General features: G+C 63.6%; 24 protein-coding genes. 10 read left to right on the top strand and 14 right to left on the bottom strand.

Going from position 1 to position 23,895, the window contains the following annotated elements:
* Positions 1-159: 159 nt before the first annotated feature.
* Complete coding sequence (locus ING15_RS07090) at positions 160-1,443, bottom strand: N-acetylmuramoyl-L-alanine amidase (RefSeq protein WP_206454082.1); 1,284 nt, start codon at positions 1,441-1,443, stop codon at positions 160-162.
* Positions 1,444-2,211: 768 nt separating this feature from the next.
* Between ING15_RS07090 and ING15_RS07085 the strand changes: the two genes are divergently transcribed.
* Complete coding sequence (locus tag ING15_RS07085; protein WP_206454081.1) at positions 2,212-5,046, top strand: Rne/Rng family ribonuclease; 2,835 nt, start codon at positions 2,212-2,214, stop codon at positions 5,044-5,046.
* Positions 5,047-5,160: 114 nt separating this feature from the next.
* On the opposite strand, the gene ING15_RS07080 is transcribed toward ING15_RS07085, so the two are convergent.
* Positions 5,161-6,312 carry a pyridoxal phosphate-dependent aminotransferase gene (locus tag ING15_RS07080; RefSeq protein ID WP_206454134.1) on the bottom strand — a complete coding sequence of 384 codons (1,152 nt, stop codon included), beginning with the start codon at positions 6,310-6,312 and terminating at the stop codon, positions 5,161-5,163.
* 136 nt (positions 6,313-6,448) lie between these two features.
* Here ING15_RS07080 and ING15_RS07075 point away from each other — a divergent pair, with 136 nt between their 5' ends.
* From ING15_RS07075 to aat, 6 genes are all read left to right on the top strand, one after another.
* Positions 6,449-7,831 carry a M48 family metalloprotease gene (locus ING15_RS07075; protein WP_206454080.1) on the top strand — a complete coding sequence of 461 codons (1,383 nt, stop codon included), beginning with the start codon at positions 6,449-6,451 and terminating at the stop codon, positions 7,829-7,831.
* Positions 7,789-8,640, top strand: coding sequence for a DsbA family protein (locus tag ING15_RS07070; protein WP_232845612.1), 852 nt, complete (start codon positions 7,789-7,791; stop codon positions 8,638-8,640). The genes ING15_RS07075 and ING15_RS07070 overlap by 43 nt, the downstream gene beginning before the upstream one ends.
* Before the next feature lie 118 nt (positions 8,641-8,758).
* A complete protein-coding gene (gene aroQ, locus ING15_RS07065; protein WP_206454079.1) occupies positions 8,759-9,196 on the top strand; it encodes a type II 3-dehydroquinate dehydratase in 438 nt (145 codons plus the stop codon).
* A 29-nt stretch (positions 9,197-9,225) separates the two neighbouring features.
* The gene (accB, locus tag ING15_RS07060) at positions 9,226-9,714 is read left to right on the top strand and encodes an acetyl-CoA carboxylase biotin carboxyl carrier protein (protein WP_206454078.1); all 489 of its coding nucleotides are present in this window, start codon (positions 9,226-9,228) and stop codon (positions 9,712-9,714) included.
* Between the two features lie 10 nt (positions 9,715-9,724).
* Positions 9,725-11,074, top strand: coding sequence for an acetyl-CoA carboxylase biotin carboxylase subunit (gene accC / locus ING15_RS07055; protein ID WP_206454077.1), 1,350 nt, complete (start codon positions 9,725-9,727; stop codon positions 11,072-11,074).
* A gap of 4 nt (positions 11,075-11,078) precedes the next feature.
* Positions 11,079-11,747, top strand: coding sequence for a leucyl/phenylalanyl-tRNA--protein transferase (gene aat, locus ING15_RS07050; RefSeq protein WP_206454076.1), 669 nt, complete (start codon positions 11,079-11,081; stop codon positions 11,745-11,747).
* On the opposite strand, the gene ING15_RS07045 is transcribed toward aat, so the two are convergent.
* The 9 genes from ING15_RS07045 to ING15_RS07005 all read right to left on the bottom strand — a co-directional run bounded on the left by ING15_RS07045 (position 11,687) and on the right by ING15_RS07005 (position 18,283).
* On the bottom strand, positions 11,687-12,094 hold the full coding sequence (locus ING15_RS07045; protein WP_206454075.1) for a DUF2155 domain-containing protein: 408 nt from the start codon (positions 12,092-12,094) through the stop codon (positions 11,687-11,689). The two genes, aat and ING15_RS07045, sit on opposite strands and share 61 nt — an antisense overlap.
* A gap of 185 nt (positions 12,095-12,279) precedes the next feature.
* Positions 12,280-12,660 carry an NADH:ubiquinone oxidoreductase subunit NDUFA12 gene (locus tag ING15_RS07040; protein WP_206454074.1) on the bottom strand — a complete coding sequence of 127 codons (381 nt, stop codon included), beginning with the start codon at positions 12,658-12,660 and terminating at the stop codon, positions 12,280-12,282.
* Positions 12,661-12,763: 103 nt separating this feature from the next.
* The gene (locus ING15_RS07035) at positions 12,764-13,267 is read right to left on the bottom strand and encodes a GNAT family N-acetyltransferase (protein WP_206454073.1); all 504 of its coding nucleotides are present in this window, start codon (positions 13,265-13,267) and stop codon (positions 12,764-12,766) included.
* Positions 13,264-14,763 carry an Asp-tRNA(Asn)/Glu-tRNA(Gln) amidotransferase subunit GatB gene (gene gatB / locus ING15_RS07030; RefSeq protein WP_206454072.1) on the bottom strand — a complete coding sequence of 500 codons (1,500 nt, stop codon included), beginning with the start codon at positions 14,761-14,763 and terminating at the stop codon, positions 13,264-13,266. The genes ING15_RS07035 and gatB overlap by 4 nt, the downstream gene beginning before the upstream one ends.
* A gap of 106 nt (positions 14,764-14,869) precedes the next feature.
* Positions 14,870-15,136, bottom strand: a complete 267-nt coding sequence (locus ING15_RS07025; RefSeq protein WP_408628682.1) for a chorismate mutase — start codon at positions 15,134-15,136, stop codon at positions 14,870-14,872.
* A gap of 75 nt (positions 15,137-15,211) precedes the next feature.
* A complete protein-coding gene (gene gatA / locus ING15_RS07020; protein WP_206454070.1) occupies positions 15,212-16,693 on the bottom strand; it encodes an Asp-tRNA(Asn)/Glu-tRNA(Gln) amidotransferase subunit GatA in 1,482 nt (493 codons plus the stop codon).
* A gap of 4 nt (positions 16,694-16,697) precedes the next feature.
* Positions 16,698-17,159: a GNAT family N-acetyltransferase gene (locus tag ING15_RS07015; protein WP_408628681.1), complete on the bottom strand. Its 462-nt coding sequence runs from the start codon at positions 17,157-17,159 to the stop codon at positions 16,698-16,700.
* A 6-nt stretch (positions 17,160-17,165) separates the two neighbouring features.
* Positions 17,166-17,453: an Asp-tRNA(Asn)/Glu-tRNA(Gln) amidotransferase subunit GatC gene (gene gatC, locus ING15_RS07010; protein ID WP_206454069.1), complete on the bottom strand. Its 288-nt coding sequence runs from the start codon at positions 17,451-17,453 to the stop codon at positions 17,166-17,168.
* 128 nt (positions 17,454-17,581) lie between these two features.
* On the bottom strand, positions 17,582-18,283 hold the full coding sequence (locus ING15_RS07005) for a metal-dependent hydrolase (RefSeq protein ID WP_206454068.1): 702 nt from the start codon (positions 18,281-18,283) through the stop codon (positions 17,582-17,584).
* A gap of 99 nt (positions 18,284-18,382) precedes the next feature.
* On the opposite strand from ING15_RS07005, the gene ruvX reads away from it, so the two are divergent.
* Positions 18,383-18,853 carry a Holliday junction resolvase RuvX gene (gene ruvX / locus ING15_RS07000; protein WP_206454067.1) on the top strand — a complete coding sequence of 157 codons (471 nt, stop codon included), beginning with the start codon at positions 18,383-18,385 and terminating at the stop codon, positions 18,851-18,853.
* Here ruvX and ING15_RS06995 read toward each other — a convergent pair.
* From ING15_RS06995 to ING15_RS06985, 3 genes are all read right to left on the bottom strand, one after another.
* The gene (locus ING15_RS06995) at positions 18,814-19,152 is read right to left on the bottom strand and encodes a DUF6105 family protein (protein ID WP_206454066.1); all 339 of its coding nucleotides are present in this window, start codon (positions 19,150-19,152) and stop codon (positions 18,814-18,816) included. The genes ruvX and ING15_RS06995 overlap by 40 nt on opposite strands.
* Positions 19,152-19,709 carry a hypothetical protein gene (locus ING15_RS06990; RefSeq protein WP_206454065.1) on the bottom strand — a complete coding sequence of 186 codons (558 nt, stop codon included), beginning with the start codon at positions 19,707-19,709 and terminating at the stop codon, positions 19,152-19,154. The genes ING15_RS06995 and ING15_RS06990 overlap by 1 nt, the downstream gene beginning before the upstream one ends.
* Positions 19,710-19,893: 184 nt before the next feature.
* On the bottom strand, positions 19,894-21,579 hold the full coding sequence (locus ING15_RS06985) for an acyl-CoA dehydrogenase family protein (RefSeq protein WP_206454064.1): 1,686 nt from the start codon (positions 21,577-21,579) through the stop codon (positions 19,894-19,896).
* A 47-nt stretch (positions 21,580-21,626) separates the two neighbouring features.
* On the opposite strand from ING15_RS06985, the gene ING15_RS06980 reads away from it, so the two are divergent.
* Together ING15_RS06980 and ING15_RS06975 are read left to right on the top strand one after the other, a co-directional pair.
* The gene (locus ING15_RS06980) at positions 21,627-22,580 is read left to right on the top strand and encodes an aspartate carbamoyltransferase catalytic subunit (protein WP_206454063.1); all 954 of its coding nucleotides are present in this window, start codon (positions 21,627-21,629) and stop codon (positions 22,578-22,580) included.
* Positions 22,577-23,893 carry a dihydroorotase gene (locus ING15_RS06975; RefSeq protein ID WP_206454062.1) on the top strand — a complete coding sequence of 439 codons (1,317 nt, stop codon included), beginning with the start codon at positions 22,577-22,579 and terminating at the stop codon, positions 23,891-23,893. Before ING15_RS06980 ends, ING15_RS06975 begins: the two co-directional genes overlap by 4 nt.
* Positions 23,894-23,895: the final 2 nt, after the last annotated feature.

Raw genomic sequence — 23,895 nt, 5'->3', positions numbered from 1 at the left:
CGTCCGCCCCAGGTGCGACACTCCGGTTCGGTCTCCTACCCGATGATAGCGCCGATTGGCCATCCAGCAGGTCTATAAATACGGCCTGGGCAAACGATTGCCCATATCCGCATTCAGTCCATGAACCTTGTTGTCGGCAATTGCGGCAAGGCCGTGAACTCAATCGACTTTCGGTGGATCAATTGCCTTCGTCGTTGTCGATTTACCACATTCGCCGGATGGGGTGCACCGTCCTCGGTCCTCCTCCTGCTTTCCTCCGAAAAAATTCATCACCGCTTCCGCTGTGGCCGCGGCCACCACTCCGCGCCAGGCATCATCCTGCAAGAGCTTTTCGTCCTGACGATTGGAAAGGAAACCGAATTCGACCAGGACAGAGGGAACATCCGGCGCTTTCAGAACCTTGAACCCCGCCGACCGCTTGGGTCGATTGATCAACCGGATGTCGCGCATGGCCAGATCCTCCACAAGCGATGACGCAAAGTGCTCCGAAAAGCTGACCGTCTCCCGACGCGTCAGATCGAGGAGGATGTCGACGACATCCGGTTTTTCCTGCTGCCAATCCTCACCGGCAAAGCGGTCGGAGGCATTTTCCGCAGCGGCGACCTGCCGAGACAACTCGTCCGACGCCGTCTCCGAAAGCGTATAGACCGTCGCGCCGCGCAAGGCGGATTGGCGAATCGAATCGGCGTGGATCGAGATGAAAAGATCGGCCCGCTCCCGACGGCCGACGGCAGCCCGCTCGTCCAGCGGAATGAAGGTGTCGTCCTCGCGTGTCAAAACCACTCTGACGCCGCCCTTTGCGAGCAGCGAATCCCTCAGGGCGAACGCCAGTTCGAGATTGATGTCCTTCTCGTGGGTGCCGGAGCGCGACACCGCGCCGTTGTCGATTCCGCCGTGGCCGGGATCGAGCACGATCGTTAACTGTCGTTCGGGCTTCGCCGCGTTCCGTTTCGAATTGGCGTCGTCGGGCCGTGCGCCCAGCATTTCAACGGGTGCGACGTGCTCGTGCGACGCATCCGATGGCTGAACCGACAAGACGATCACCTGCCCATCCGGTCGTTCCTCGCTTCGGATCGCGGCGAAGGCCTTTCGCTTGAGCCGAAAGATGAAACGATAGCGGTCGTTGGAGACAAGCCCATGGCGGATGCTCTCGACGAGACCGTTGTCAGGCGGCGGCGCGATCGCCGCGGCCGAAAGTGTATCGATGAAGTCGACCGCGATCCGGTCGGGATTGGCAAGTCGCAGAATGCGGGTTTGAGGTTTGCCTCGCAGGACGAAGGACGCAGTGTATTCGCCCTTTCCGACACTTTGGTTCACGCTGGTAATGACCAGGTCTCGAGCGCTCGCCTCCCCCCGCCAGGCCAAGATCGCAAGCAGCGCTAATGCCGCGACTGGTGGCAATCCCCGGCAGCCGGAAACCAGTGTTTGGACGAAGCGTCTCATGCCCCTCGATCCAGCCCCTGCTCCCATCCGATGATCCTCGTTGCACTTAGCCGATGCGGAGCCGATCTTCGACACCGCCCTCTCCGGGTCGAACGCCATAAAGTCGAACGCCATAAAGGTGATCAGACTGGGGCGGAAGTCGCATCGGGTTCGACCATCCTCCTGCGCGCACCATCGCCTGTCCCTGAAGGCCGGGACAGGCTTTTCTTGTCCTTGCCGTCGGCTAGCGTCCAAAGCTTGCGTTGGCCTTGGCAGACAGGTGTCGCGCTACGGCACGTTGCGAACGTCCCCTTGTTTCTTGCCCCGGGCCAGCATAAAAGCACAGACGAGGCTGACTATGACGGGAGACCGTGTCGTCGTCGGGTCGAAAGCTGAACCGCCATTGGACGCCAGCGTCTGGTTGCGGCGCTTGGATCCTTGGCGGCATCGACACCGGTCATCAGCTTCTCGGAAGATTTTCAATCGATACTGGAGTACAGCTCCAGGCGATTTTCCAACGATGCGGATGCGCCCTGTTCGAAACAGCAGCCGATCCGCGCGTTTCGTCGGCCGCTACAGCGGCCATCTAATTGTTGCAGGTCGTGATTTTGTCGTCAGCCTCCGCTTATAGCCCGACGTTCATCGCCAGCCCTTCACGGGCCGGACGGTCGTCGCCGCGTGGAGAGGAACGGCAGCGAATCACGTCCCTTACGGGCTCGCGCCCCTCGGTCGTCCCGCAGGCTTCACACGCCTCGTCACGGCCCTGCGCGAGCGCCCGGGAGTCCATTCATGGCAAACAAAATGCTGATCGATGCGTCCCACCAGGAGGAGACGCGGGTCGTCGTCGTCCGCGGTAGTCGGATCGAGGAATTCGATTTCGAATCGGAGCACAAGAAGCAGCTCAAGGGAAATATCTATCTGGCGAAGGTGACACGGGTCGAGCCGTCGCTGCAGGCCGCATTCGTCGAATATGGCGGCAACCGCCACGGCTTTCTTGCCTTCAGCGAAATCCATCCGGACTATTACCAGATCCCCAAGGCCGACCGGCAGGCGTTGATTGAGGAAGAACTCGCCCGCGTCCAGGAAGAAGAGGACGCGGCCGACGAGCCCCGCCCCAGCCGTGGCCGAAACCGGAGAGGGTCGCGGAACAAGGCGACCGAGCGCAGCGACGAGGAAAGCATCTCCGAAATCGTCGAGACGGAGGGTCGCGAATCGGCGTCTGGTGACACAGGGAAACCGTCAGAAGACCGGGATCAGCCGGACACGGAAGGTGCCCAGGCGCCGCAAGACGAGTCGGACGATGATTCCGCGGCTGAAGCAGGCATCGATGCCTCCGCGGAGACCGACGACGGCGAAGCCGACGGCAACGACGAGACCACGTCGGGGCGTTCGCAACGCGGTCGTCGCAGCGGCAGGACCCGGCGTGGTCGCGGCCGCTCGTCCAGCGACGACGACGTTAATGACGAAGCAAACGGCGACGAAGCCGAGCAGATCGACGAAATCGGCTCCGAGGATGCGATGGAGGAGGTTCCGGTTCGCCAGAGCCGACCGCGCCGCCAATACAAGATCCAGGAAGTGATCAAGCGGCGCCAGATTCTACTGGTTCAGGTGGTAAAGGAGGAACGCGGCAACAAGGGCGCGGCGCTGACGACTTACCTGTCCCTCGCCGGGCGCTATTCCGTTTTGATGCCGAATACGGCGCGCGGCGGCGGCATTTCCCGCAAGATCACCAACGCGTCCGACCGCAAGCGTCTGAAGGACGTCGTGCGCGATCTCGACGTGCCGAAGGGCATGGGCATTATCCTGCGCACCGCCGGCGCGAACCGGACGAAGCCGGAGGTCAAGCGCGACTACGAATATCTCATGCGGCTGTGGGAGACCGTACGCAATCTGACCTTATCATCGATCGCGCCGGCCTTGGTCTATGAAGAGGGCAGCCTGATCAAGCGATCGATCCGCGACCTCTATAACAAGGACATCGACCAGATCCTCGTCGCCGGCGAAGCCGGCTACCGTGAAGCCAAGGACTTCATGCGGATGCTGATGCCGAGCCAGGCGAAGGTCGTGCAGCCCTACCGGGACCCGACGCCGATCTTCGCGCGCCAAGGTATCGAGTCGCAGCTGGAAAAGATGGTGCATCCCCATGTCACGCTGAAGTCCGGCGGGTACATCATCATCAACCAGACCGAGGCATTGGTCGCCATCGACGTCAACTCGGGCCGCTCGACGCGCGAGCATTCGATCGAGGATACGGCGTTCCAGACCAACTTGGAGGCCGCCGAGGAAGTTGCGCGGCAACTCCGTCTGCGCGATCTCGCGGGCCTGATCGTCATCGACTTCATTGACATGGAGGAAAAGCGCAACAACCGGACGGTCGAAAAGAAGATCAAGGATTGCCTGAAGAGCGATCGGGCGCGCATCCAGGTCGGCAGCATCTCGCATTTCGGTCTTCTGGAAATGAGTCGCCAGCGCATCCGCGCCAGCGTGCTCGAATCCACCATGCAGCCCTGCCCGGTCTGCGAAGGCGCCGGCCACATCCGTTCGGCTTCCTCCTCGGCGCTGCATGTCCTGCGTACCATCGAGGAACACCTCCAGAAGCATTCGAGCCACGACCTGATCGTCAAAGTTCCGACTGCGACCGCCCTCTATGTGCTCAATGAAAAGCGCCAGCGGATCGAAGAGCTGGAACGCCATTACGGCCTGCGCATCGTCGTCGCCGCGGATGAGAGCGCCGGTCATCAAAGCATCGCTATCGAGCATGGCGGCGAGGCGGTGAAACCGGAGATGTCCTCCGACGTCGTCAACCCCGAATCGGTGGCAGCGGCCGAGATCGACGCTTTGGACGAAGTGGCTGACGAGGAAGCTGCCCGCAAATCGCCTGAACTGATCGAGGAGACAGGCGAGCAGACCGACTCCGATAGTTCCGACGGCGGCAAGCGCAGACGCCGCAGGCGGCGCAAGCGGCGGGGTGAGGGCGACGACGAGACGGTTTCCACCGAAAGCGACCAGTCGGAGACGGAGACCGACAGCGACGCCGATGAGGAAACGTCGGGCGAGGACCATTCCGCCGGTCGCAGCGACGATGATTCAGATCGGGGACGCAAACGTCGGCGCCGCGGACGGCGCGGCGGTCGTCGCAACCGTGACGACACTGGCGGCGCGGACGATGGGACCGAAGCGGGTGACGACGCTCCGCAGGAGATCCAGCCTGTAACCGCCAGGGGATCCGGTGATACCGTTGCCGTGCCGCACGTCGAGCCCGCACCTGCGGCCGCGCTCCAGCCGGCGGTTGCGACGGATGCGGCCGGAGAGCCGGACGCAGCGTCCGAAACGCCGGTGGCGACATCCGGCGACGATGTTGGAGAAGCGGCGGGGTCAGTTGCGCCGGAGTCTGCTCCGGCTGCGGAATCCGCTTCACATGGAACGCCAGAAGCCGGGCCGGGCGAGATGGGGGACCAGGAGACGGTCTCGCTCGCCGCCGCGGCCAATGACGACGTACGCGAAACTCAGGGCGAAGAGGCGGGTGAGCCGGTGGTGACGTCCAGCGGCGCGGCGAAGGAAACCAGCGACACTGCGGAAAAGCCGCGGCGCACCGGCTGGTGGGCGCGACGCTCGTTCTTCTGAGCTCTGGCGGCGCGCAGGCCGGTCGCATTTCCGCCTCCACGGCAAGGCATCAAGACAACGGGTGGCCCCGCAAGGGGCCGCCCGTTTCTGTTGGCAAGGGAGGCTGGCGGGTATCTACCGGACGGAATTCGCCGCGATTCGATCCAGGGCTTCGGCCAGCGTCGCGTGGTCGCAGGCGTAGGATAGCCGAACGAATCTCTCGCCGCGGCGCGGATCGAAGTCCGTGCCGGGCGTGATCGCGACATGGCAGTTTTCGAGGATGGCCTTGGCGAAAGCGCTCGAACTCGCCTCGCCCTCCGGGATGGCCGCATAGGCATAGAAAGCGCCGTCGATCGGGGCGATGTCGCGGAAACCGAGCGAGGGAAGACGGTCGATCAGAAGGTCACGGTTGCGCACATAACCATCGCGAGCCCGGTCCAACTCGTCTCTCGCGTCGAACACGGCCGTTGCGGCAACCTGCGAAAGCTCGGGCGCCGAGATATAAAGGCTCTGGCCGATCCGCTCGGCCGCACGCATCAGATCCGGCGGCAGCACCAGCCAGCCGATCCGCCAACCGGTCATGCAGTAGTATTTCGAAAAGGAGTTGACCACGATCGGCCGCTGCGAAAATTCGAGCGCCGTCGCCTCTGCCTTGCCGTAGGCCAGGCCATGGTAGATCTCGTCCGAAACGAACCGGATTCCCTGGGCGTCCGCGTATTCGACCAGCCGACGCAATTCCTCGCGCGGCGTCATGGTGCCTGTTGGATTCGCCGGGCTTGCCACGAGGACGCCGGCAATTGTACCAGCCTCGTGCGCGCAGCGCAGATGCTCTGCCGTGAACACGTACTCGGTTGATCGATCGACTTCGATTTCGACCGGAACCAGACCGAGCGTGCGAAGGATGTTGCGATAGGCGGGATAGCCAGGGGCGGCGATGGCGATTCGATCGCCCGGGTCGAAGGCGGCGAGAAAGGCCAGGTTGAAACCGGCCGAGGAGCCGGTCGTGACCATGATACGGTCCGCGTCGAGCGACTGGTCATAAGCCTCGCCATAATGCCGTGCGATCCGCTCGCGCAAATCACGTCGGCCGAGAGCGTCCGTATAGGCGATGCGGCCATGATCGAGCATACGCCGCGCCGCGGCGCGCGCGATCTCCGGTGCGGGCGCCGCCGGTTGTCCGACGGCCAGTGAGAGAACCGAATCTCCTTGCGCGATCATACGGTTGGCCTCGGCGAGTACGTCCATCGCGCGAAACGGATCGATGTCCGATCGCCGGGATGCCGTCATTGTGAGTAGATCGGACACTGTTTCATTCCTGTTTCGCCTCGAATTCGCCGGATTGGAATGCCGGAACGGCGGGACCTCGGCTCTTTGACACGGCGAGGATATCCGCTTGAATGGCCGGGTTTGGAAGAGGACTAGCATGAATTTGTCGCCCCGCCGCCTGTCGGCCCGTTTGACCGCGATCGCCGTCGCCCTTTCCGTCGCACTGGCCCCGGTCGCGGCCCAGGCCGCACAGAGCGAAAAAGCCAGCCTTCCCGTGGTCCGTGACGCGGAAATCGAAGCACTCATCGTCGATTACGCGAAGCCGATCCTCAAGGCGGCGGGATTGTCCCGTTCGGGCATAGAGATCGTCCTGGTCAACTCCGGCAGCTTCAACGCCTTCGTCGCCGGCCGACGGATTTTCGTCAACACCGGGGCAATCATAGCGACCGAGCGTCCCAACCAGCTGATCGGCATTCTCGCCCACGAGATCGGGCATCTGGCGGGCGGCCACCAGCAGCGACTGCGCCAGCAGTTGGAACGCGCCAAGACGATCGCCATCGTCGCCGGACTGCTCGGCGCTGGCGTCGCGGTGGCCGGTGCGTCGTCGGGCGCGCGCGGGGCGGCTCAAGCCGGCGCGGGCCTGATGGCCGGTGGCGGCGATCTCGCGCGACGGGGGATGCTCAGCTATCAGCGCGGCGAGGAATCGACCGCGGACCGGGCTGCACTGGCCTATCTACGAAAGACAGGTCAATCGGGAAAAGGGCTCCTGGAGACCTTCGAGACCCTCGATCGAAACAACCTTTTCGCCAGCGGACGTTCGGGCAACTATCTGTCGTCGCATCCATTGCCGCGCGAACGCATCGCGGCCTTGAAGCAGGTCGCGCAGGAAAGCCCCGCTTTCGGCCGCCAGGATTCGCCGGCCCTGGCTCAGCGACACGATCTCGCAAGAGCCAAGATCGCCGCCTACAATGGAGGAGCCTCCGATGTTCGACGGCTGTTCGCGCGCAATCCGCGCGGCTTGGCCGCACTGTACGGCGACGCCATCGCGACTCATCTGTCTGGTTCGCCTACGACCGCCCTGCAGAAGATGGATGCGCTGATCGCGGCGCAGCCGAACAGCCCGTGGTTTCAGGAGATGCGCGGCGAGATTTTGATGAATGCCGGCCGCTGGCAGGAAGCGGCAGCCTCGTTCTCCAGAGCCGTCAAGCTCGACAAGAGCGGCTCGGGCATCCTCCAGGCCGAGGTCGGGCAGGCGCTCGTCACTGGCGGGGATCGCTCGCAAATGGACAAGGCTGTGGGTTTGATCCAGTCTGGCCTGCAGAGTGACCCGGTCAACTCCGTCGCTTACCGGTTTCTCGCCATGGCCTATGGCCATCTCGGTGATGTCGGTCGCGCTGAGCTTGCCACCGCGGAGGGCTACTGGCACGCTGGATCATTCCGCCAGGCGAAGATTTTCGCCACGCGGGCACAGCAGAAACTGAAGCCAGGCTCCCCGGCATGGCTGCAGGCCCAGGACATAATCAAGACCAAGATCCGCTGACGATCGGAAGGAACCGCCCCCTCGTGACCAAAATCAAGCTCCTCACTGCCGCCGCACTGGCGATCGCATTCGTCGCGCCTGCCAGCGCCCAGCAAACGATGACCGCACAGCCGGCACGGACATCCTTCGATGAGGCCGAGAGCCGCGCCATCGAGGAGATCGTTCACGACTACCTGGTGACCAACCCGGAGGTTTTGCTCGAGGTGATGGATGCGCTTGAGACCAAACGATCAGCGCAGCAGTTGGCCTCCCAGAAGAAGGCGATTGCCGACACCGGGCCGGCGCTGTTCGAAACGCCCGAAGGCACCGCTCTGGGCAATCCCGACGGCGATGTCACGGTGGTCGAATTCTTCGACTACAATTGCAGTTTCTGCAGGAAGGCGATGGCGGACATGGACGCGCTCATCGAGACCGACTCGGATGTGCGTTTCATCCTTAAGGAGATTCCGGTCCTCGGCCCACCATCGGTTGGAGCGGCCACGGTCAGTCTGGCGTTCCGTGAACTCGCTCCCGAAAAATATGCCGAGTTCCACCGAATTTTGCTCGGTGCGCGGGGCGTCGCGGACGAAGCAAAAGCGCTTGCGGTAGCGGAGGACTTCGGCATCAGCGAAGAACAGCTGCGGCCGATGATGGAGTCTCCGGCCGTTAAGGCTGCCCTGCAGGAAGCGGATCAACTCGCCAACAGTCTCGCGATCAATGGCACGCCCTCCTACGTCATCGCGGACAAGGTGCTGCCTGGGGCCGTCGGCATGGCGGATCTGGCCGCCACCGTCGCCAATGTTAGAAAATGCGGCAGTGCCAACTGCTGAATCCTTGGGATGACCAGGAAACCCGATAGGTGGCGCTTTCCCCGCGTCACCTATCGCACTATAGGGGTTTCCAATCCGTGCGGGCGCCGTACGTGATTGTTGAACCCACCGAGGATCGATGACCCCGACGATCTACATCCTCAACGGACCCAATTTGAACACGCTTGGCCTCAGAGAGCCGGAGATCTATGGGTCCGCGACACTTGCGGACGTGCAGACCCGGTGCGAGGCGGCGGGATCGGAAGCCGGATTCGACATCGTGTTCCGGCAATCGAACCATGAAGGCGTATTGGTCGAGTGGATTCATGAAGCGCGGGACGCCGCCGTCGCGATCATCATCAATGCCGGCGCCTATACGCACACGTCCCTGGCGATTCACGATGCGCTCCGTTTTTTTGGCAAACCTATCGTCGAGGTCCATATCTCCAACATCCATGCGCGCGAGGAAATCAGGCACAAGAGCCTGATCGCCCCAATCGCGGCTGGGATGATCGTGGGGTTCGGGTCAATCGGTTACGAGCTAGCCATCACCGCACTCAAAGCACGTCTTAGATAAAGCGAGCCCGAAGGGGCCGAAGGACCGGAATGTCGAACGCAGAAAACAATGTGGACCCCGCCCTCGTTCGCGAACTGGCGACAATCCTGGACGACACGGACCTCACCGAGATCGAGGTCGAGCATGGTACGCTTCGTGTCCGGGTGTCGCGTCAAAAGGACTACGGGGTCGGTCATGCACAGCCATTGACCTACGCTCCAGCTCCCGAGCACGGGCAGCCGGCGCCTGCCGCTTCACAATCCGGAGCCTCCCCAGCCAACGCGCCCGCATCCACCGGCCCGGAAGCCGGCACCGTCCCCTCGCCCATGGTCGGGACGGTCTATCTCTCATCGGCGCCTGGCGCCCGGCATTTCATCGAAGTCGGCCAGCAGGTCGCGGAAGGCGAAACGCTGCTGATCATCGAAGCAATGAAGACGATGAACCAGATTCCGGCGCCGCGGGCCGGCAAAGTCGCCAAAATCCTAGTCGAGAATGCCCAGCCTGTAGAATACGGCGAGCCGCTCGTCGTGATCGCTTGAGGGGCAAGGGATGGTCAAGAAGGTTCTGATTGCCAATCGCGGCGAGATCGCGCTGCGAGTCTTGCGCGCCTGCAAGGAACTCGGCATCTCAACTGTCGCGGTGCATTCGACCGCAGACAACGCGGCGATGCATGTGCGTCTTGCTGACGAAAGCGTGTGCATTGGACCGCCGCCAGCGCGCGACAGCTATCTCAACATTCCCCAGATCGTTGCCGCCTGCGAAATATCGGGAGCCGACGCGGTTCACCCCGGTTACGGTTTCTTGTCCGAAAACGCCCGCTTCGCCGACATTCTCGAGGCACACAACATCACCTTCATCGGCCCCACCGCCGACCATATCCGAATCATGGGCGACAAGATCGAGGCCAAGCGAACCGCCAAGCGCCTCGGCATCCCGGTCGTTCCCGGCTCGCCGGGTGCGGTGACCGACGACGACCAAGCGCTGAAAATCGCCAACAACATCGGCTTTCCCGTGCTGGTGAAGGCATCCGCGGGAGGCGGCGGGCGTGGCATGAAAGTCGCCCACTCGGCCGGCGACCTTTCCAACGCGCTCGCGACCGCTCGCGCCGAAGCGGGATCGGCCTTCGGCGACGACGCGGTCTATCTCGAGAAGTATCTGGAAAAGCCGCGCCATATCGAAGTGCAGGTTTTCGGCGACGGCGCAGGCAACGCCATCCATCTGGGCGAACGCGACTGCTCGCTGCAGCGTCGCCATCAAAAGGTCTGGGAAGAGGCGAACTCGCCCGCGCTGGACGATGTGCAGCGCGCTAGGATTGGCACCGTCTGCGCGAACGCCATGTCCGAGCTTCGGTACCGGGGCGCGGGAACGATCGAATTTCTCTATGAGAACGGCGAGTTCTATTTCATCGAAATGAACACCCGTCTCCAGGTCGAGCACCCCGTGACCGAGGCCATCACCGGTCTCGACCTCGTGCATGAACAGATTCGTGTGGCCAGCGGTCAGGGCCTGTCCATCAAACAGTCGGAGATCCAGTTCGCCGGCCACGCCATCGAATGCCGCATCAACGCCGAGGACCCGAAGACCTTCGCCCCCTCGCCCGGCAAGATCACTCATTACCATATGCCCGGCGGACTTGGCGTTCGGGTCGATTCCGGCGTCTATCAAGGCTACTCGATACCGCCCTTCTACGACAGCCTGATCGGCAAGCTGATCGTGCATGGTCGCAACCGCGTCGAATGCATGATGCGGCTGCGCCGGGCACTGGACGAGATCGTCGTCGATGGCGTCAAGACGACGCTGCCGCTGTTCCGCGACCTCGTGAACAACCCCGACATCGGCACCGGCGACTACGACATCCATTGGCTGGAAAACCATCTCGCCGCCAAGGCAACGGATTGACGCCATGGTTCGGCGCGGCGGACAGCGGTTCGAGATCACGCCGAGCATCCTCCTGAAGGCCTATGCCTGCGGGATCTTTCCGATGGCGGAAACCGCCGAGGATCCCGGCATTTTCTGGATCGACCCGACCGAGCGCGGGATTTTGCCGCTGGATCGCTTTCATCTGTCCCGGAGCCTGCGCAAGACGATCCGGCGCGCTCCGTTCGATATCCGCGTGGACACCGCCTTTCCGGCCGTCGTCGACGGTTGTGCCGAGGCGGCCCCCGGCCGATCGCAAACCTGGATCAACTCCCAGATTCGGTCGCTGATCCTGTCGCTGTTTCGCGAGGGCTTCGCGCATTCCGTCGAAGCTTGGGAAGGTGAGGAGTTGGTCGGGGGACTCTATGGCGTTTCGCTCGGCGCGGCCTTCTTTGGTGAGAGCATGTTCTCACGCCGGACCGACGCCTCAAAGATTGCGCTCGCCTATCTGTGGGAGCGCCTTAGCCGCGGCGATTACCGCCTTCTCGACACGCAATTCCTCACCGATCATCTCGCCTCGTTCGGCGCGATCGAGGTGCATCGCGATGCCTATCAGGTGCTTCTGGCGGAGGCGGTCTCCGATGACGCGACCTTCTACCCCTCCGGAGCGGGAACCGCCGAATCGGTCTTGCAGCTCTTCAACCAAACATCGTAGACTGGATGCTCGACGGCGTTGAGACCGGGGGAATCGGCGAACATCCAGCCGGAAAAAATCTGCCGGATATCGCGTTGCAACGTGATCTCGTCGACCTGCACGAACGCGTCGGTCTTGGCGACCTGCCCCTCGGCGCTGCTGTAGCAGACTTTCGGCGTGACCTGCAGCGCGCCGAACTGGACCGTCTCATCGATATAGACATCGAAGCTGGTGATCCGGCCGGTGATCTTGTCGAGACCAGAAAACACCGCGACCGGGTTTGAGACGCGTTCCTGCGCCGCTGCCGGCGAGGAACCCAAGCCTAGGGTCGCGGCGAACAAGATCGAACCCAGAATGCGGTTGTTCATCAAATCTTCCTCGACGTGTCGAAATCCACCGTCCCGACATGACAGCACCACTCTGTGGCAGACCATTGCGGCAGATAATTGAGCGGATGGAACCGCCGCCATTTTTCCGACGCAGGGGTAGATCGGGAAATTCGGCCGGTGGCGGTCCATAGACGGTCGCGATAAACGAGGTACCTTGCCGCCGATTACGGCGTCCAAGCGTCGTAATCTCCGGTGACACGCGGACGCTTCGCCGGATTGAGCAGCGAACCTTTGGGCCGGTAGGCCAAGGCGGTGCCGGTTTGGTTCGGCTGGTGCGGCTTCTGCCAGGTGCGAGGGACGTAGTCTTCTTGCGACGGCGGCGTCTCGACGCGGTGATGCATCCAGCCATGCCAGCCAGGGGGAATGGCCGAGGCCTCCGCCGGTCCGTTGTAGATCACCCAGCGCTTGGAGCCGTCCGCGTTCTGGTAGTAGACATTGCCCAGATGATCCTCGCCGACGCTCTGGCCGAACCGCCAGGTGAAAAACCGGGTGCCGATGGTCTGACCGTTCCACCAGGTGAAAATCTGAAGCAGCCATTCCTTCATGGGATATCAATCCGTCTCGATGCTGGCCGTCTCGATGCGGGCCGTCGCGATGCCGGCTCGTTATGCTGCCGCAAGGGAGAAATGTCCACCCGGCCGCGAGCGGTCAGGTCAGGCCCTTTTCATAGACCGCGGCGGGGATTCCCGATGTGTCGTCGCAGCAATTGGCAGTCGATCCCGCACACGCGAATCCTGCGCTCCGGTAGAAGCGAATCGCCGGTTCGTTGGCCTCCTCGACTTCGAGCCGCAGCCGGTTCGCTTGTGGGAAACAGCCCTCGATTTCGGCGAGCAGGCTCCGGCCGATGCCGGCCCGCTGACAGCCGGGCCGAACGTAGAGCTGGTGCAGGATCACCGTCCTGCCACTTCCTTCGGTCGCGGCGGCGAAGGCCATTCCGCCTAGCCGCTCACCGTCGTCGGCGACCAGAAACTCGGAATTCAGACGCCCGAGCCGGGGCTTCAGTGCGTCGACGGAGTGCCATGAGGCGGTGAGTTCCGACACCCTCGCCGCGCCGTAGATGCCGTCATAGGTCGCGTGCCAGGTTTCGCGAAGAAGGTCGCTGATCGACTGCAGATCGCGCGGTCCGGCCGTGCGGATGTAAAACGGCGTCATTCGAGCCCGAGCTTCGCCTTCACCAGCGCGTTCACCGCCTGGGGATTGGCCTTGCCGCCCGTCGCCTTCATCACCTGGCCGACGAACCAGCCGGCCATCGTCGGCTTCGCCATGGCTTGGCTGACCTTGTCGGGATTGGCGGCAATCACCTCGTCCACCGCCTTTTCGATCGCTCCGGTGTCGGTCACCTGCTTCATGCCCCGCTCTTCGACGAGCTGCTGGGGATTACCCCCCTCGTTCCAGACGATCTCGAAGAGGTCCTTGGCGATCTTGCCGGAGATCGTGCCTTCGCGGATCAGGTCGAGGATCGCGCCGAGTTGCTCGGCCGAGACAGGCGATTCGTCGATCCCCTTGCCGGCCTTGTTCAGCGCCCCGAGCAGGTCGTTGATGGTCCAGTTGGCGGCCTGCTTGGCGTCGCGGCCGTCGGCGACCTTCTCGAAGAAGTCGGCGATCGCCTTTTCGGAAACGAGGATGGAAGCGTCGTAGGGCGACAGCCCGGCGTCTTTGATCAACCGGTTCTTCTTGTCGTCGGGGAGCTCCGGTAGTTCCTTCAGCAGCGCGTCGATATAGGCCTGGTCGAATTCCAGCGGCAACAGGTCCGGATCGGGGAAATAGCGGTAGTCATGCGCGTCTTCCTTGGTGCGCATCGCCCGCGTCTCGCCCTTGACCGGATCGAACAGCCGCGTCTCCTGGTCGATGGTGCCGCCGTCCTCGATGATCGCGATCTGACGCCGGGCCTCCGCTTCGATCGACTGGCCGACGAAGCGGATCGAGTTGACGTTCTTGATCTCGCAGCGGGTACCGAAGGCGCCCCCCGGACGGCGCACCGAGACGTTGACATCGGCGCGCATCGAGCCTTCGTCCATGTTGCCGTCGCAGGTGCCGAGATAGCGCAGGATCGTGCGCAGCTTGGTCAGATAGGCCTTCGCCTCGTCGGCCGAACGCATATCGGGCTTCGACACGATCTCCATCAGCGCGACGCCCGAGCGGTTGAGATCGACGAACGACATGGTCGGATGCTGATCGTGCATCGACTTGCCCGCGTCCTGTTCCAGATGCAGTCGCTCGATTCCAACCTCGATTTCCTCGAAGTCGCCTTTCGAGTTCGGTCCGATCGAGACGCTGACGACCCCCTCGCCCACGATCGGGTCCTTGAACTGCGAGATCTGGTAGCCCTGCGGCAGATCCGGATAGAAGTAGTTCTTCCGGTCGAACACCGAGCGGTGCTTGATCTCTGCCTTGAGGCCAAGCCCCGTGCGGACTGCCTGGCGCACGCACTCCTCGTTGATCACCGGCAGCATGCCGGGCATCGCCGCGTCGACGAGGCTGACGTGGTCATTGGCCTCGCCGCCATATGCGGCGGACGCGCCGGAAAACAGCTTGGCCTCCGACGATACCTGGGCGTGAACCTCCATGCCGATGACGATCTCCCAGTCGCCAGCGGCACCGGAGATGAAGTTCTTTGGATCGGGGGTGCGGGTATCGACAAGGGTCATAGTCGGCTTTCACAAGGATGCGCGGGTCGCGAACTGGCTAGAACAATCGTTTGTGCGGTTCAAGCTTGGCTGGGATTCAACGGCTCGCGGTTCCTATCCGCTTCCATCATCGTCCAAGCAATGATTTTTCAACGGCGATCGCGGCCCGCACCAGACGTTCCCAGAATGTACCATAGAGGTCGGGGTCGAGGCCGCGCTCGGCCGCATGGGTTCGGGCGTTGAATATCACTTCATCCACTCGCTCCGGCACATCCGCCGGAATGTTCGCTTCGCGCTTGATATCGGCCGCCCGGCGGATGTAGCGCATCCGTTCGGCGAACAAGTCAAAGATTTCGCCGTCAAGCCGGTCGATTTCGGCTCTCAACTCTGCCATCGAGCCACAGTTAGTTGGTTGACGCCGCATCGTCGGTCCGCGCCTTTCCCTCAACCGCCAATCTCGCACTCAAATTCACCACCATCTCGCCGGCTCGAACCGTCCGGCCGCCTGCTCGATCACCGATCCGAGCGCGAACAGGGTCTCCTCATCGAAGGGCCGGCCGATCAGTTGCAGCCCCAGCGGCAGCCCGTCGCCCGTCAGCCCGGCCGGCACTGCGATCCCCGGCAAGCCGGCCATATTCACCGTCACCGTAAAGATGTCGTTGAGATACATCTTCACAGGATCCGAGGCCATGTCCTGGTCGGCGATGCCGAAGGCCGCCGAGGGCGTCGCCGGCGTCAGCAGCGCGTCGATGCCCTCGGCATAGACGGTCTCGAAATCGCGCTTGATCAAGGTCCGGACTTTTTGCGCGCGGAGATAGTACGCATCGTAATAGCCGGACGACAGCACATAGGTGCCGATCATGACGCGGCGCTTGACCTCGCGGCCGAAACCCTCGGCGCGGGTCTTCTCGTACATATCCGCGATGTCCTTGCCCGGCACCCGCAGCCCGTAGCGCACACCGTCATAGCGCGCCAGATTGGACGACGCTTCGGCAGGCGCGACGATGTAATAGGCCGGCAGCGCATACTTCGTGTGCGGCAGCGAGACATCGACGATCTCGGCGCCAGCGTCCTTCAGCCAGGCGATGCCCTGCTGCCACAGGGTTTCGATCTCGCCCGGCATGCCCTCGACCCGGTATTCCTTCGGGATGCCGATCCTGAGCCCCTTCACCGAACGGCCGATGGCCGCCGCGTAGTCCGGCACCTCTCGGTCGACCGAGGTCGTGTCCTTCGGATCGACGGAGGCCATCGACCTCAACAGGATCGCCGCGTCGCGAACGTCGCGGGCGATCGGGCCGGCCTGGTCGAGCGAGGAAGCAAAGGCAACGGTGCCCCAGCGCGAGCAGCGCCCATAGGTCGGCTTGATGCCGACGGTGCCGGTGAAGGCGGCCGGCTGGCGGATCGAGCCGCCGGTGTCCGTCGCTGTCGCGCCGGCGCAAAGATGCGCCGCCACCGCCGCGGCCGAGCCGCCGGACGAGCCGCCGGGCACGAGGTCGAGATTGGAGCCCTTCTTCCGCCAGGGGTTCTTGACCGGGCCGTAATAGGACGTCTCGTTCGACGAGCCCATGGCGAACTCGTCCATGTTGAGTTTGCCGAGCATCACCGCGCCATCGGCCCACAGATGGGCCGTGACGGTGGATTCGTAGCGTGGCTTGAAGCCGTCGAGAATGTGGCTGCAGGCCTGGGTATGGACACCTTCGGTCGCGAACAGATCCTTGATGCCGAGCGGAATGCCCTCGAGCGCCCCGCCCTCGCCCCTGGCAAGGCGCGTCTCGGACGCCTTTGCCATGTCGCGCGCCTTGTCGGCCGTCACCGCGACATAGGCATTGAGCGCGCCATTGGCTTGGTCGATCGCCGTCAGATAGGCGTCGGTCAACTCGACGGCACCGATGTCCTTGGACGCCAGCTTGCCGCGCGCTTCCGCAATGGTCAGTGAAGTCAGATCATTCATCAGGTCAGGGTCTTTTCGTAAAAGCAATTGTAGGCGGAATCCGGATAGTCGAGGACGGGGCCGCAGCGTGTGAAGCCCGAGCGCTCCTAGAGCGCCCAGGCTGTTCGAAGTCCGTGGTCGACCCGGTTTCGAAAACCAGCCGGGCAAGACCGAGATCGTGTGCCCTGGTTTCGATCGCCCGCAGAATTTTCCAACCCGCACCACTGCCGCGTACAGCTGGTGTCGTGAACATTCGCTTGACCTCGCCAAGCGCCGCATCATGCACTTTCAACGCGCCAATGCCGGCAGCTTCGCCAGTGTCGTCGCGCACGACAAACACGGTGGTATCCTCATCCGCCATCTGTTCGGCCGTCAGCTGGAACTGAAACTCCGGGGGCGAGAGCGGTTTCAGATAGCCATTGAGGCTGGCGACCAGTATCCGCACCTCATCCTGGAGCGCCGATTCCACCGCGATCGTAACGGCCATCGCCCCCTATTCCACCACCTTTGGCACGACGAAGAAATGGTCGTCGCTCACCGGCGCATTGGCCATGATGTCATCGGCCTTTGCCCCGTCAGTAACGACATCGGCGCGCTTCTTCATCGTTATCGGGATCACGGAGGTCATCGGCTCGACGCCTTCGACGTCGACCTCGCCGAGATGCTCCACGAAACCGAGGATGGCATTGAGGTCGCCCTCCATAGCCGCGACGTCGTCTTCGGTAACGGCGATTCGGGCCAGCCGGGCGACCCGACGGACAGTATTGGCATCGACGGACATTGCGGCCCTATGGTTGTGACAAGATTTTCGCGAGCTATAGCGGCGTGGCCGGCACGAGGCAACGGCGCGGGCGCATCCCGTCCATCATCCTCACGCCGGCCCGACGGACGGTCTGGCGGCAAAACCGCTCAGACCGCAAAGGCTTCGCCGATCGTGGGATTGCGGATCTTGCCCGCGTCGCCTTCCATCGCTTCCGCAAATTTGTCCGGCGTCGCGTCCAGAATAGGGAATGTACCCCAGTGGATCGGCACGATCGTATCGAAGTTGAAGTAGCGTCGGCAGGCCAGGGCCGCCACCGCCGCGCCCATGGTGAAGCGATCGCCGACGGGCACCATCGCGATCTTCGGCGCGTGCAACTCCTCGATCAGCGCCATGTCGGCGAAAATGTCGGTGTCGCCCATATGATAGACCGTCGGGCCGTCGTCGAAGTGGAAGACGAGCCCGTTCGGCATACCGAGATAGGTCACGGTCCCATTCTCCTCGACATGGCCTGAGGAATGGAACGCCTGGGTGAAGGTCACGGTGAAATCGTCGAAAGCGATCGTGCCGCCGGTGTTTCCCCCTTCGCCGTTCCCGGCGCCCTGCTTGCCCAGCCAGTTCACCAGCTCGAAATTGCCGACGACTTTGCAGCCGTGGCGTTTGGCCAGTTCCACCGTGTCGCCGACATGATCGGCGTGGCCATGGCTAAGAACGATATGCGTCACGCCTTCGGTTGCAGCGGCCACATCGCCCTTGAAATGCGGATTCCCCGTCAGGAACGGGTCGATCAGGATAACCGAAGCGCCCGTCTCGATTCGAAATGCGGAATGGCCGAAATAGGTGATCTTCATGAAGCTGCTCCTTGCCGTGGAGAGAAAACCGGGAGGTTTGCCATCGTCTGCGCTCGCCGTGCTAACTGCGCGTGAAGGCGGAACGGTCAAGGATTTGCAATGCCCATCCTCGCAATCGATGAGTTTGCCGCAAATGTGCCGGAAGGCGCAACGATCGCCGGGATCGACCTCGGGACCAAGACCATCGGGCTCGCCGTCTCGGATCTCGGACAGGGCTTCGCCACGCCGCGCAAGGTGATCCGGCGGGTCAAGTTCACGATCGACGCCAAGACACTGCTAGCAGCTCTGGATAGCGACCGCGTCGCCGGAATCGTGACCGGCTTGCCCCTCAATATGGACGGTTCCGAGGGACCTCGGGCCCAGTCGACCCGAGCTTTCGTGCGCAATTACGCGCAGTTCGATCCGCGTCCGGTGCTCCTGTGGGATGAGCGGCTGTCGACGGTGGCGGCGGAACGCGGCTTGCTGGAAGCGGACGTCTCGCGCCGCAAACGCGCCGAGCGGATCGATTCGGCTGCGGCGGCCTTCATCCTTCAGGGCGCGCTCGACAGACTTTCGTCGCTGCGGGCGTAGGCCATCCCCGCAAGCGCGGCGGGCTCGGATGTCCGGCGCCGCTCCCACCAGGCGGCGATCTTGCGGCGCCTGCGGAATGCCACGATCGCCCCGAGAATCAAACTGTCGACGACGAGGGCCTCAGCGATCATGCCGGGAATGGCGGCCGGATCGAGACCCAGCATCGCCCCATACATGCCGAAGACCTGATCATGCAGCGCGCGGGAGAAGAACACTCCGCCCAGATCGTTGAGCGACAGGAAATACCAGCCCCAGAAGAATGCCAGCGGGCCGAGCCAAAGGGCAAGAAGTTTACGCATCAGCGGTCATCGCTTTCTTCTAATGTCGACGACCGCTGATTCTCGATCAACGCCCTGCGCTCAGCTGCTCGGATGGACTGGAGGATCGCCTCGAACGTCGCGTCGTCGGCGCCATCTTCCTCGACTTCCATCAGATGGTCGAAGAGCAATGCCCCGAAAGTGAACGCCACCGAGACGAGGAAGCCCGGCCCCTCTCCGAAGACCGCGGCGAGCGGCGAACCCGTCAGTGCCGCCGATGCACATAGTGCGACGAGCGCGACAAGCACGGCGCCAGCGACCGGCTCGGCCCGGCGCGCAGCAGCTGCCGAAGATGCGTTCAAGCCGGCGATCCCCATGCCGAAACCGATCGCCAACGCGGCGAACACCGCGGCGAAGGCGAGCGCCTGATGCGGAAGTAGGCCGAACTCGAGAGGAATGGGCATCAGGGCCAGCAAACCGCCCCACCCGTCGCCCGCGAGACTGTCCAGCATCCCTGCCTCTTGAGCGAGGCGCAGGCCTGTGAGAGCGGTGAACCCCGTCCAGGCACTCAGTGTCAGGGTCGTCGCCAGACGGCGCATGGGTGCCTCCCTACATCATGGTTACCAGTTCATTAATGCCCAGTCTCACGATCCGCTCCCACCGCCGCAACCGATACCGGACGTTAACCTTAATGGTTCCGGACCTCGTCCCCGATTTCTCCCCGGTTCTGGAACAACTCTCCACGCCGCCAGCGGGTTGCCGGAAGCCCGAAGGATTTCGTCGTCAGCGGATCGGCGGATAAAGTGCGTCGACGATGGCGCGGGAGTCGTGACGCAGATCGAGCATCCCGTAGGTGTGGCGGAACACGCCGCCCAGCCGTGTATCGGCGAAGGCATCGGCGGCGCGCGCAGCGCTCAGACGACGCAACGCGGCGGTCGCCCCGGCGAGCGCCAGTTGCTCGGCAAGCAGCCGGCACGCGCCTTCGTCCGACAGGGCCATCGACAGCGCCGCGCGCAGGACGCCTGGCGTCCCGCCCGCCGTGGCGCCCATATCCGTTTCAATCATCCCGATCACCGTCTCGAAGGCGTCCGGGTCCTGCCGCAGCACCCGCGCGAGGTCGAGCGCCATGACATTGCCCGAGCCTTCCCAGATGGCGTTCACCGGCGCCTCCCGATAGGCTCTGGCGAGCCGCCCGTCCTCGACATAGCCATTGCCGCCGAGACACTCCATCGCTTCGTAGGTGAGCGCGGGCGCCATCTTGCACACCCAGTATTTCGTCACCGGCGTCATGACCCGCGCCCAGGCCGCCTCACCGGCGTTCTCTTCCTCCCCCGCCCGTCGGTCGAAGGCCTCGGCCAGGCGCAACGACAGCGCCGTCGCACCGGCAACGTCCAGAGCCATGTCGGCGAGCACCCGGATCATCTGGGGCTGATCGACCAGGACATTGCCGAACACCCGGCGTTCCCGACAATGATGCACCGCTTCGGCGAGCGCGCCACGCACCAGTCCGGCGGAGGCGAGTGCGCAGTCGAGGCGCGTCAGCGTGACCATGTCGATGATCGTGCGCACGCCCCTCCCGGAATCGCCGATCCGGATCGCCTCAGCGTCAACGAACTCGACCTCCGCCGAGGCATTGGAGCGATTGCCGAGCTTGTCCTTGAGCCGCTGAATGCAAAGGCCGTTGAGCGAACCGTCGTCGCGCCGCCGCGGCATCAGGAAACAGGTCAGACCGTCGCCGGTCTGTGCGAGGATAAGGAACGCATCCGACATCGGCGCGGACATGAACCATTTGTGGCCCGTGATGCGGTAGCGGCCGTCTCCGGCTTCGATCGCCCGCGAGGTGTTGGCGCGAACGTCCGTCCCGCCCTGCTTCTCCGTCATGCCCATGCCGAGCGTGACGCCAGCCTTCGTCAGCGGCGGCTTGATACCGGGGTCGTACTGCCGGGTCGCGATCACCGGCAGCCACGCATCCCGCACGCCCGGCGCCGCGGCCAGCGGTGCGACCGCGGCGCTGGTCATCGTTATCGGGCACAAATGACCGCATTCGACACCAGCCGTCATGTAGAAGCGCGCCGCACGCGCGCGGTGGCGAACGCCCTCCTCCTCGGCCGGACCGCTCCACAGCGACGCGTGCAAGCCGTCCGCGATCGATCGGCGCATCAACGCATGATAGGCAGGATGATAATCGACGAGTTCCAGCCGACGGCCCTTCTCGTCGAAACGACGCAACTTCGGCGGTTCGGTATTGGCGAGGCGGGCAAGGTCGTGGGCCTCGGCGGAACCGCAGAACCGTCCGTGCTGCTCGAGCGACAGGAGCGTCGCGTCGCCGAACTCGGCCGCGAGAAGCCGCAGCAGCGGGTCGCTTCGAAAGGCATTGAACCCGGCGTGATCGGAAGACTGGTTGACCACCTCATGGGTCTGAAATGTCGTTTCGGCCACATCAGCCTCCTCGTTCGATTGGCTCGCCATGACGATCCTTGCCGCAAAACCCACGATTGCCTATAGGCGTGGTTTTTATGAACGCGACCTCTTCCTTTCCCGCATTTGCCCAGCGGCACCTGCTCGGCATTGCCAGCCTGCAGCCGCATGAGATCGAGCAGTTGATCGATCTCGCCGAAGCGGAGGTCGCCGTCGGCCGCCGCCGAGACAAGAAAAAGTCGACCCTCAAGGGGCGGACCCAGATCAATCTCTTCTTCGAGGCATCGACTCGAACCCAGGCCTCGTTCGAACTCGCCGGCAAGCGTCTCGGTGCCGACGTCATGAACATGTCCGTCGCGAACTCGTCCGTCAAAAAAGGCGAGACACTGATCGACACGGCGATGACGCTGAACGCCATGCGACCTGATATTCTCGTCGTGCGGCACCACTCGGCGGGCGCCGTCGCGCTGCTCGCCCAGAAGGTGGCCTGTTCCGTGGTCAATGCCGGCGACGGAGCCCATGAGCACCCAACCCAGGCGTTGCTCGACGCCCTGACCATCCGGCGGCGAAAGGGGCGGATAGCGGGGCTCATCGTGACGATCTGCGGCGACGTCTTGCACAGCCGCGTCGCCCGCTCGAACATTCTCCTGCTGAACGCGCTGGGCGCTCAGGTCCGGATGGTCGCGCCCTCGACCCTTTTGCCGCGCGGCATCGAGCAGATGGGCGTCGAGGTTCACCGCCGGATGGCGGACGGCCTGAAAGATGCCGACGTGGTGATGATGCTGCGGCTCCAGCGCGAGCGCATGGCCGGCTCCTTCGTGCCGTCGGTGCGCGAGTATTTCCGCTATTTCGGCCTCGACTCAGACAAGCTGAAGATTGCCAAGCCGGATGCGCTGGTCATGCATCCGGGGCCGATGAATCGCGGGGTCGAGATCGCCTCGGAGATCGCCGACGGTCCGCAAAGCGTCATCGAGGAACAGGTCGAGATGGGCGTCGCCGTTCGCATGGCCGTCATGGAGGCCCTGATCGGCGGTCCGGAGGATACGGTATGAGCGACCCGCTTCGCCCCCTCCTCATCGAACGGGTTCGAATCGTCGATCCGGCGCGATCGCTCGACGCTGTCGGCTCCGTCATCGTTGCGGACGGCGTGATCATCGCCTGTGGCGCCGACGCACTGAACCAGGGACGACCGGATGGGGCGGAAGTCATCGACGGGCGTGGACTCGTGATCTTGCCGGGCCTCGTCGACGCCCGGGTGTTCATCGGCGAGCCTGGCGGCGAGCACCGTGAGACGATCGCGTCCGCCTCCGCGGCGGCGGCGGCCGGCGGCGTGACGTCGATCCTGACCATGCCCGACACCAATCCGGTGGTCGACGATGTCGCCATCGCCGAATTCGTCATGCGGACTGCGCGCGATACTGCATCCGTCAATGTCTTTCCCGCAGCGGCTTTGACCCGCGGTCTGAAGGGGGAGGAGATGACAGAGATCGGCCTACTGTCCAACGCGGGCGTCCGCGCGTTCACCGACGGCCGTCGAACCATCGCGAACCCGGCGCTGCTGCGCCGGATCATGACCTATGCGCGCGATTTCGACGCGCTTGTCATGCACGAAACCCAGGACGCCGCACTCAGCGGCGACGGCGTCATGAACGAAGGCCTTCTCGCCTCCTGGTTGGGTTTGCCGGGCGCGCCGGCCGAGGCCGAAATCATCCCGCTGGAGCGGGATTTGCGGCTCGCCGCCCTCACGGCGTGCCGCTATCATGCAGCCAAGATTTCGCTTGGCGAATCGGCCGACGTCATTAGGCGCGCCAAGCGGCGTGGCATCAGGGCGACTGCCGGCGTCTCGATCAACCATCTCTCGCTGAACGAAAACGACATCGGCGAGTACCGGACTTATTTCCGCCTGTCGCCGCCGTTGCGCAGCGAGGATGACCGCTCCGCGATGGTCGCAGCGCTGGCGGACGGAACGATCGACATCGTCGTCTCCTCCCACGACCCGCAGGACGCCGATGGCAAACGCCGTCCCTTCGCCGAGGCCGAGAGCGGCGCCATCGGGCTGGAAACCCTCCTGCCTGCAGCACTGCGGCTGTACCACGCCGGACAGGTCCCGCTGCTTCGGCTCGTCGAGACGCTAACCTTGGCGCCTGCGGTCTTGCTCGGTCTCGACCGCGGCACGCTCGTTCCCGGCCGGCCGGCGGACATGGTCCTCGTGGACCTAGACGCGCCCTTCATCTTCAGCGAGGATGCGATCCATTCGCGCTCGAAGAACACGGCGTTCGAAAACGCCCGCTTCCAGGGCCGGGTCTTGCGAACCTTCCTCGCGGGCCGCACAGTCTTCTCGGCAACGGAAGCAAGCGGGGGCTGAAT

Source organism: Aurantimonas marina (genome assembly GCF_017183135.1).
Classification (GTDB): Bacteria; Pseudomonadota; Alphaproteobacteria; order Rhizobiales; family Rhizobiaceae; genus Aurantimonas; species Aurantimonas marina.
Note: the sequence above shows the minus strand (reverse complement) of the source record. Positions and strands in the feature narration are given on the sequence as shown.

Bases quoted from the DNA above. Each gene is read 5' to 3' on its own strand.
- ING15_RS07090 (WP_206454082.1), bottom strand. From the start codon at position 1,443: ATGAGACGCTTCGTCCAAACACTGGTTTCCGGCTGCCGGGGATTGCCA.
- ING15_RS07085 (WP_206454081.1), top strand. From the start codon at position 2,212: ATGGCAAACAAAATGCTGATCGATGCGTCCCACCAGGAGGAGACGCGG.
- ING15_RS07080 (WP_206454134.1), bottom strand. From the start codon at position 6,312: ATGACGGCATCCCGGCGATCGGACATCGATCCGTTTCGCGCGATGGAC.
- ING15_RS07075 (WP_206454080.1), top strand. From the start codon at position 6,449: ATGAATTTGTCGCCCCGCCGCCTGTCGGCCCGTTTGACCGCGATCGCC.
- ING15_RS07070 (WP_232845612.1), top strand. From the start codon at position 7,789: ATGGCTGCAGGCCCAGGACATAATCAAGACCAAGATCCGCTGACGATC.
- aroQ (WP_206454079.1), top strand. From the start codon at position 8,759: ATGACCCCGACGATCTACATCCTCAACGGACCCAATTTGAACACGCTT.
- accB (WP_206454078.1), top strand. From the start codon at position 9,226: ATGTCGAACGCAGAAAACAATGTGGACCCCGCCCTCGTTCGCGAACTG.
- accC (WP_206454077.1), top strand. From the start codon at position 9,725: ATGGTCAAGAAGGTTCTGATTGCCAATCGCGGCGAGATCGCGCTGCGA.
- aat (WP_206454076.1), top strand. From the start codon at position 11,079: ATGGTTCGGCGCGGCGGACAGCGGTTCGAGATCACGCCGAGCATCCTC.
- ING15_RS07045 (WP_206454075.1), bottom strand. From the start codon at position 12,094: ATGAACAACCGCATTCTGGGTTCGATCTTGTTCGCCGCGACCCTAGGC.
- ING15_RS07040 (WP_206454074.1), bottom strand. From the start codon at position 12,660: ATGAAGGAATGGCTGCTTCAGATTTTCACCTGGTGGAACGGTCAGACC.
- ING15_RS07035 (WP_206454073.1), bottom strand. From the start codon at position 13,267: ATGACGCCGTTTTACATCCGCACGGCCGGACCGCGCGATCTGCAGTCG.
- gatB (WP_206454072.1), bottom strand. From the start codon at position 14,763: ATGACCCTTGTCGATACCCGCACCCCCGATCCAAAGAACTTCATCTCC.
- ING15_RS07025 (WP_408628682.1), bottom strand. From the start codon at position 15,136: ATGGCAGAGTTGAGAGCCGAAATCGACCGGCTTGACGGCGAAATCTTT.
- gatA (WP_206454070.1), bottom strand. From the start codon at position 16,693: ATGAATGATCTGACTTCACTGACCATTGCGGAAGCGCGCGGCAAGCTG.
- ING15_RS07015 (WP_408628681.1), bottom strand. From the start codon at position 17,159: ATGGCCGTTACGATCGCGGTGGAATCGGCGCTCCAGGATGAGGTGCGG.
- gatC (WP_206454069.1), bottom strand. From the start codon at position 17,453: ATGTCCGTCGATGCCAATACTGTCCGTCGGGTCGCCCGGCTGGCCCGA.
- ING15_RS07005 (WP_206454068.1), bottom strand. From the start codon at position 18,283: ATGAAGATCACCTATTTCGGCCATTCCGCATTTCGAATCGAGACGGGC.
- ruvX (WP_206454067.1), top strand. From the start codon at position 18,383: ATGCCCATCCTCGCAATCGATGAGTTTGCCGCAAATGTGCCGGAAGGC.
- ING15_RS06995 (WP_206454066.1), bottom strand. From the start codon at position 19,152: ATGCGTAAACTTCTTGCCCTTTGGCTCGGCCCGCTGGCATTCTTCTGG.
- ING15_RS06990 (WP_206454065.1), bottom strand. From the start codon at position 19,709: ATGCGCCGTCTGGCGACGACCCTGACACTGAGTGCCTGGACGGGGTTC.
- ING15_RS06985 (WP_206454064.1), bottom strand. From the start codon at position 21,579: ATGGCGAGCCAATCGAACGAGGAGGCTGATGTGGCCGAAACGACATTT.
- ING15_RS06980 (WP_206454063.1), top strand. From the start codon at position 21,627: ATGAACGCGACCTCTTCCTTTCCCGCATTTGCCCAGCGGCACCTGCTC.
- ING15_RS06975 (WP_206454062.1), top strand. From the start codon at position 22,577: ATGAGCGACCCGCTTCGCCCCCTCCTCATCGAACGGGTTCGAATCGTC.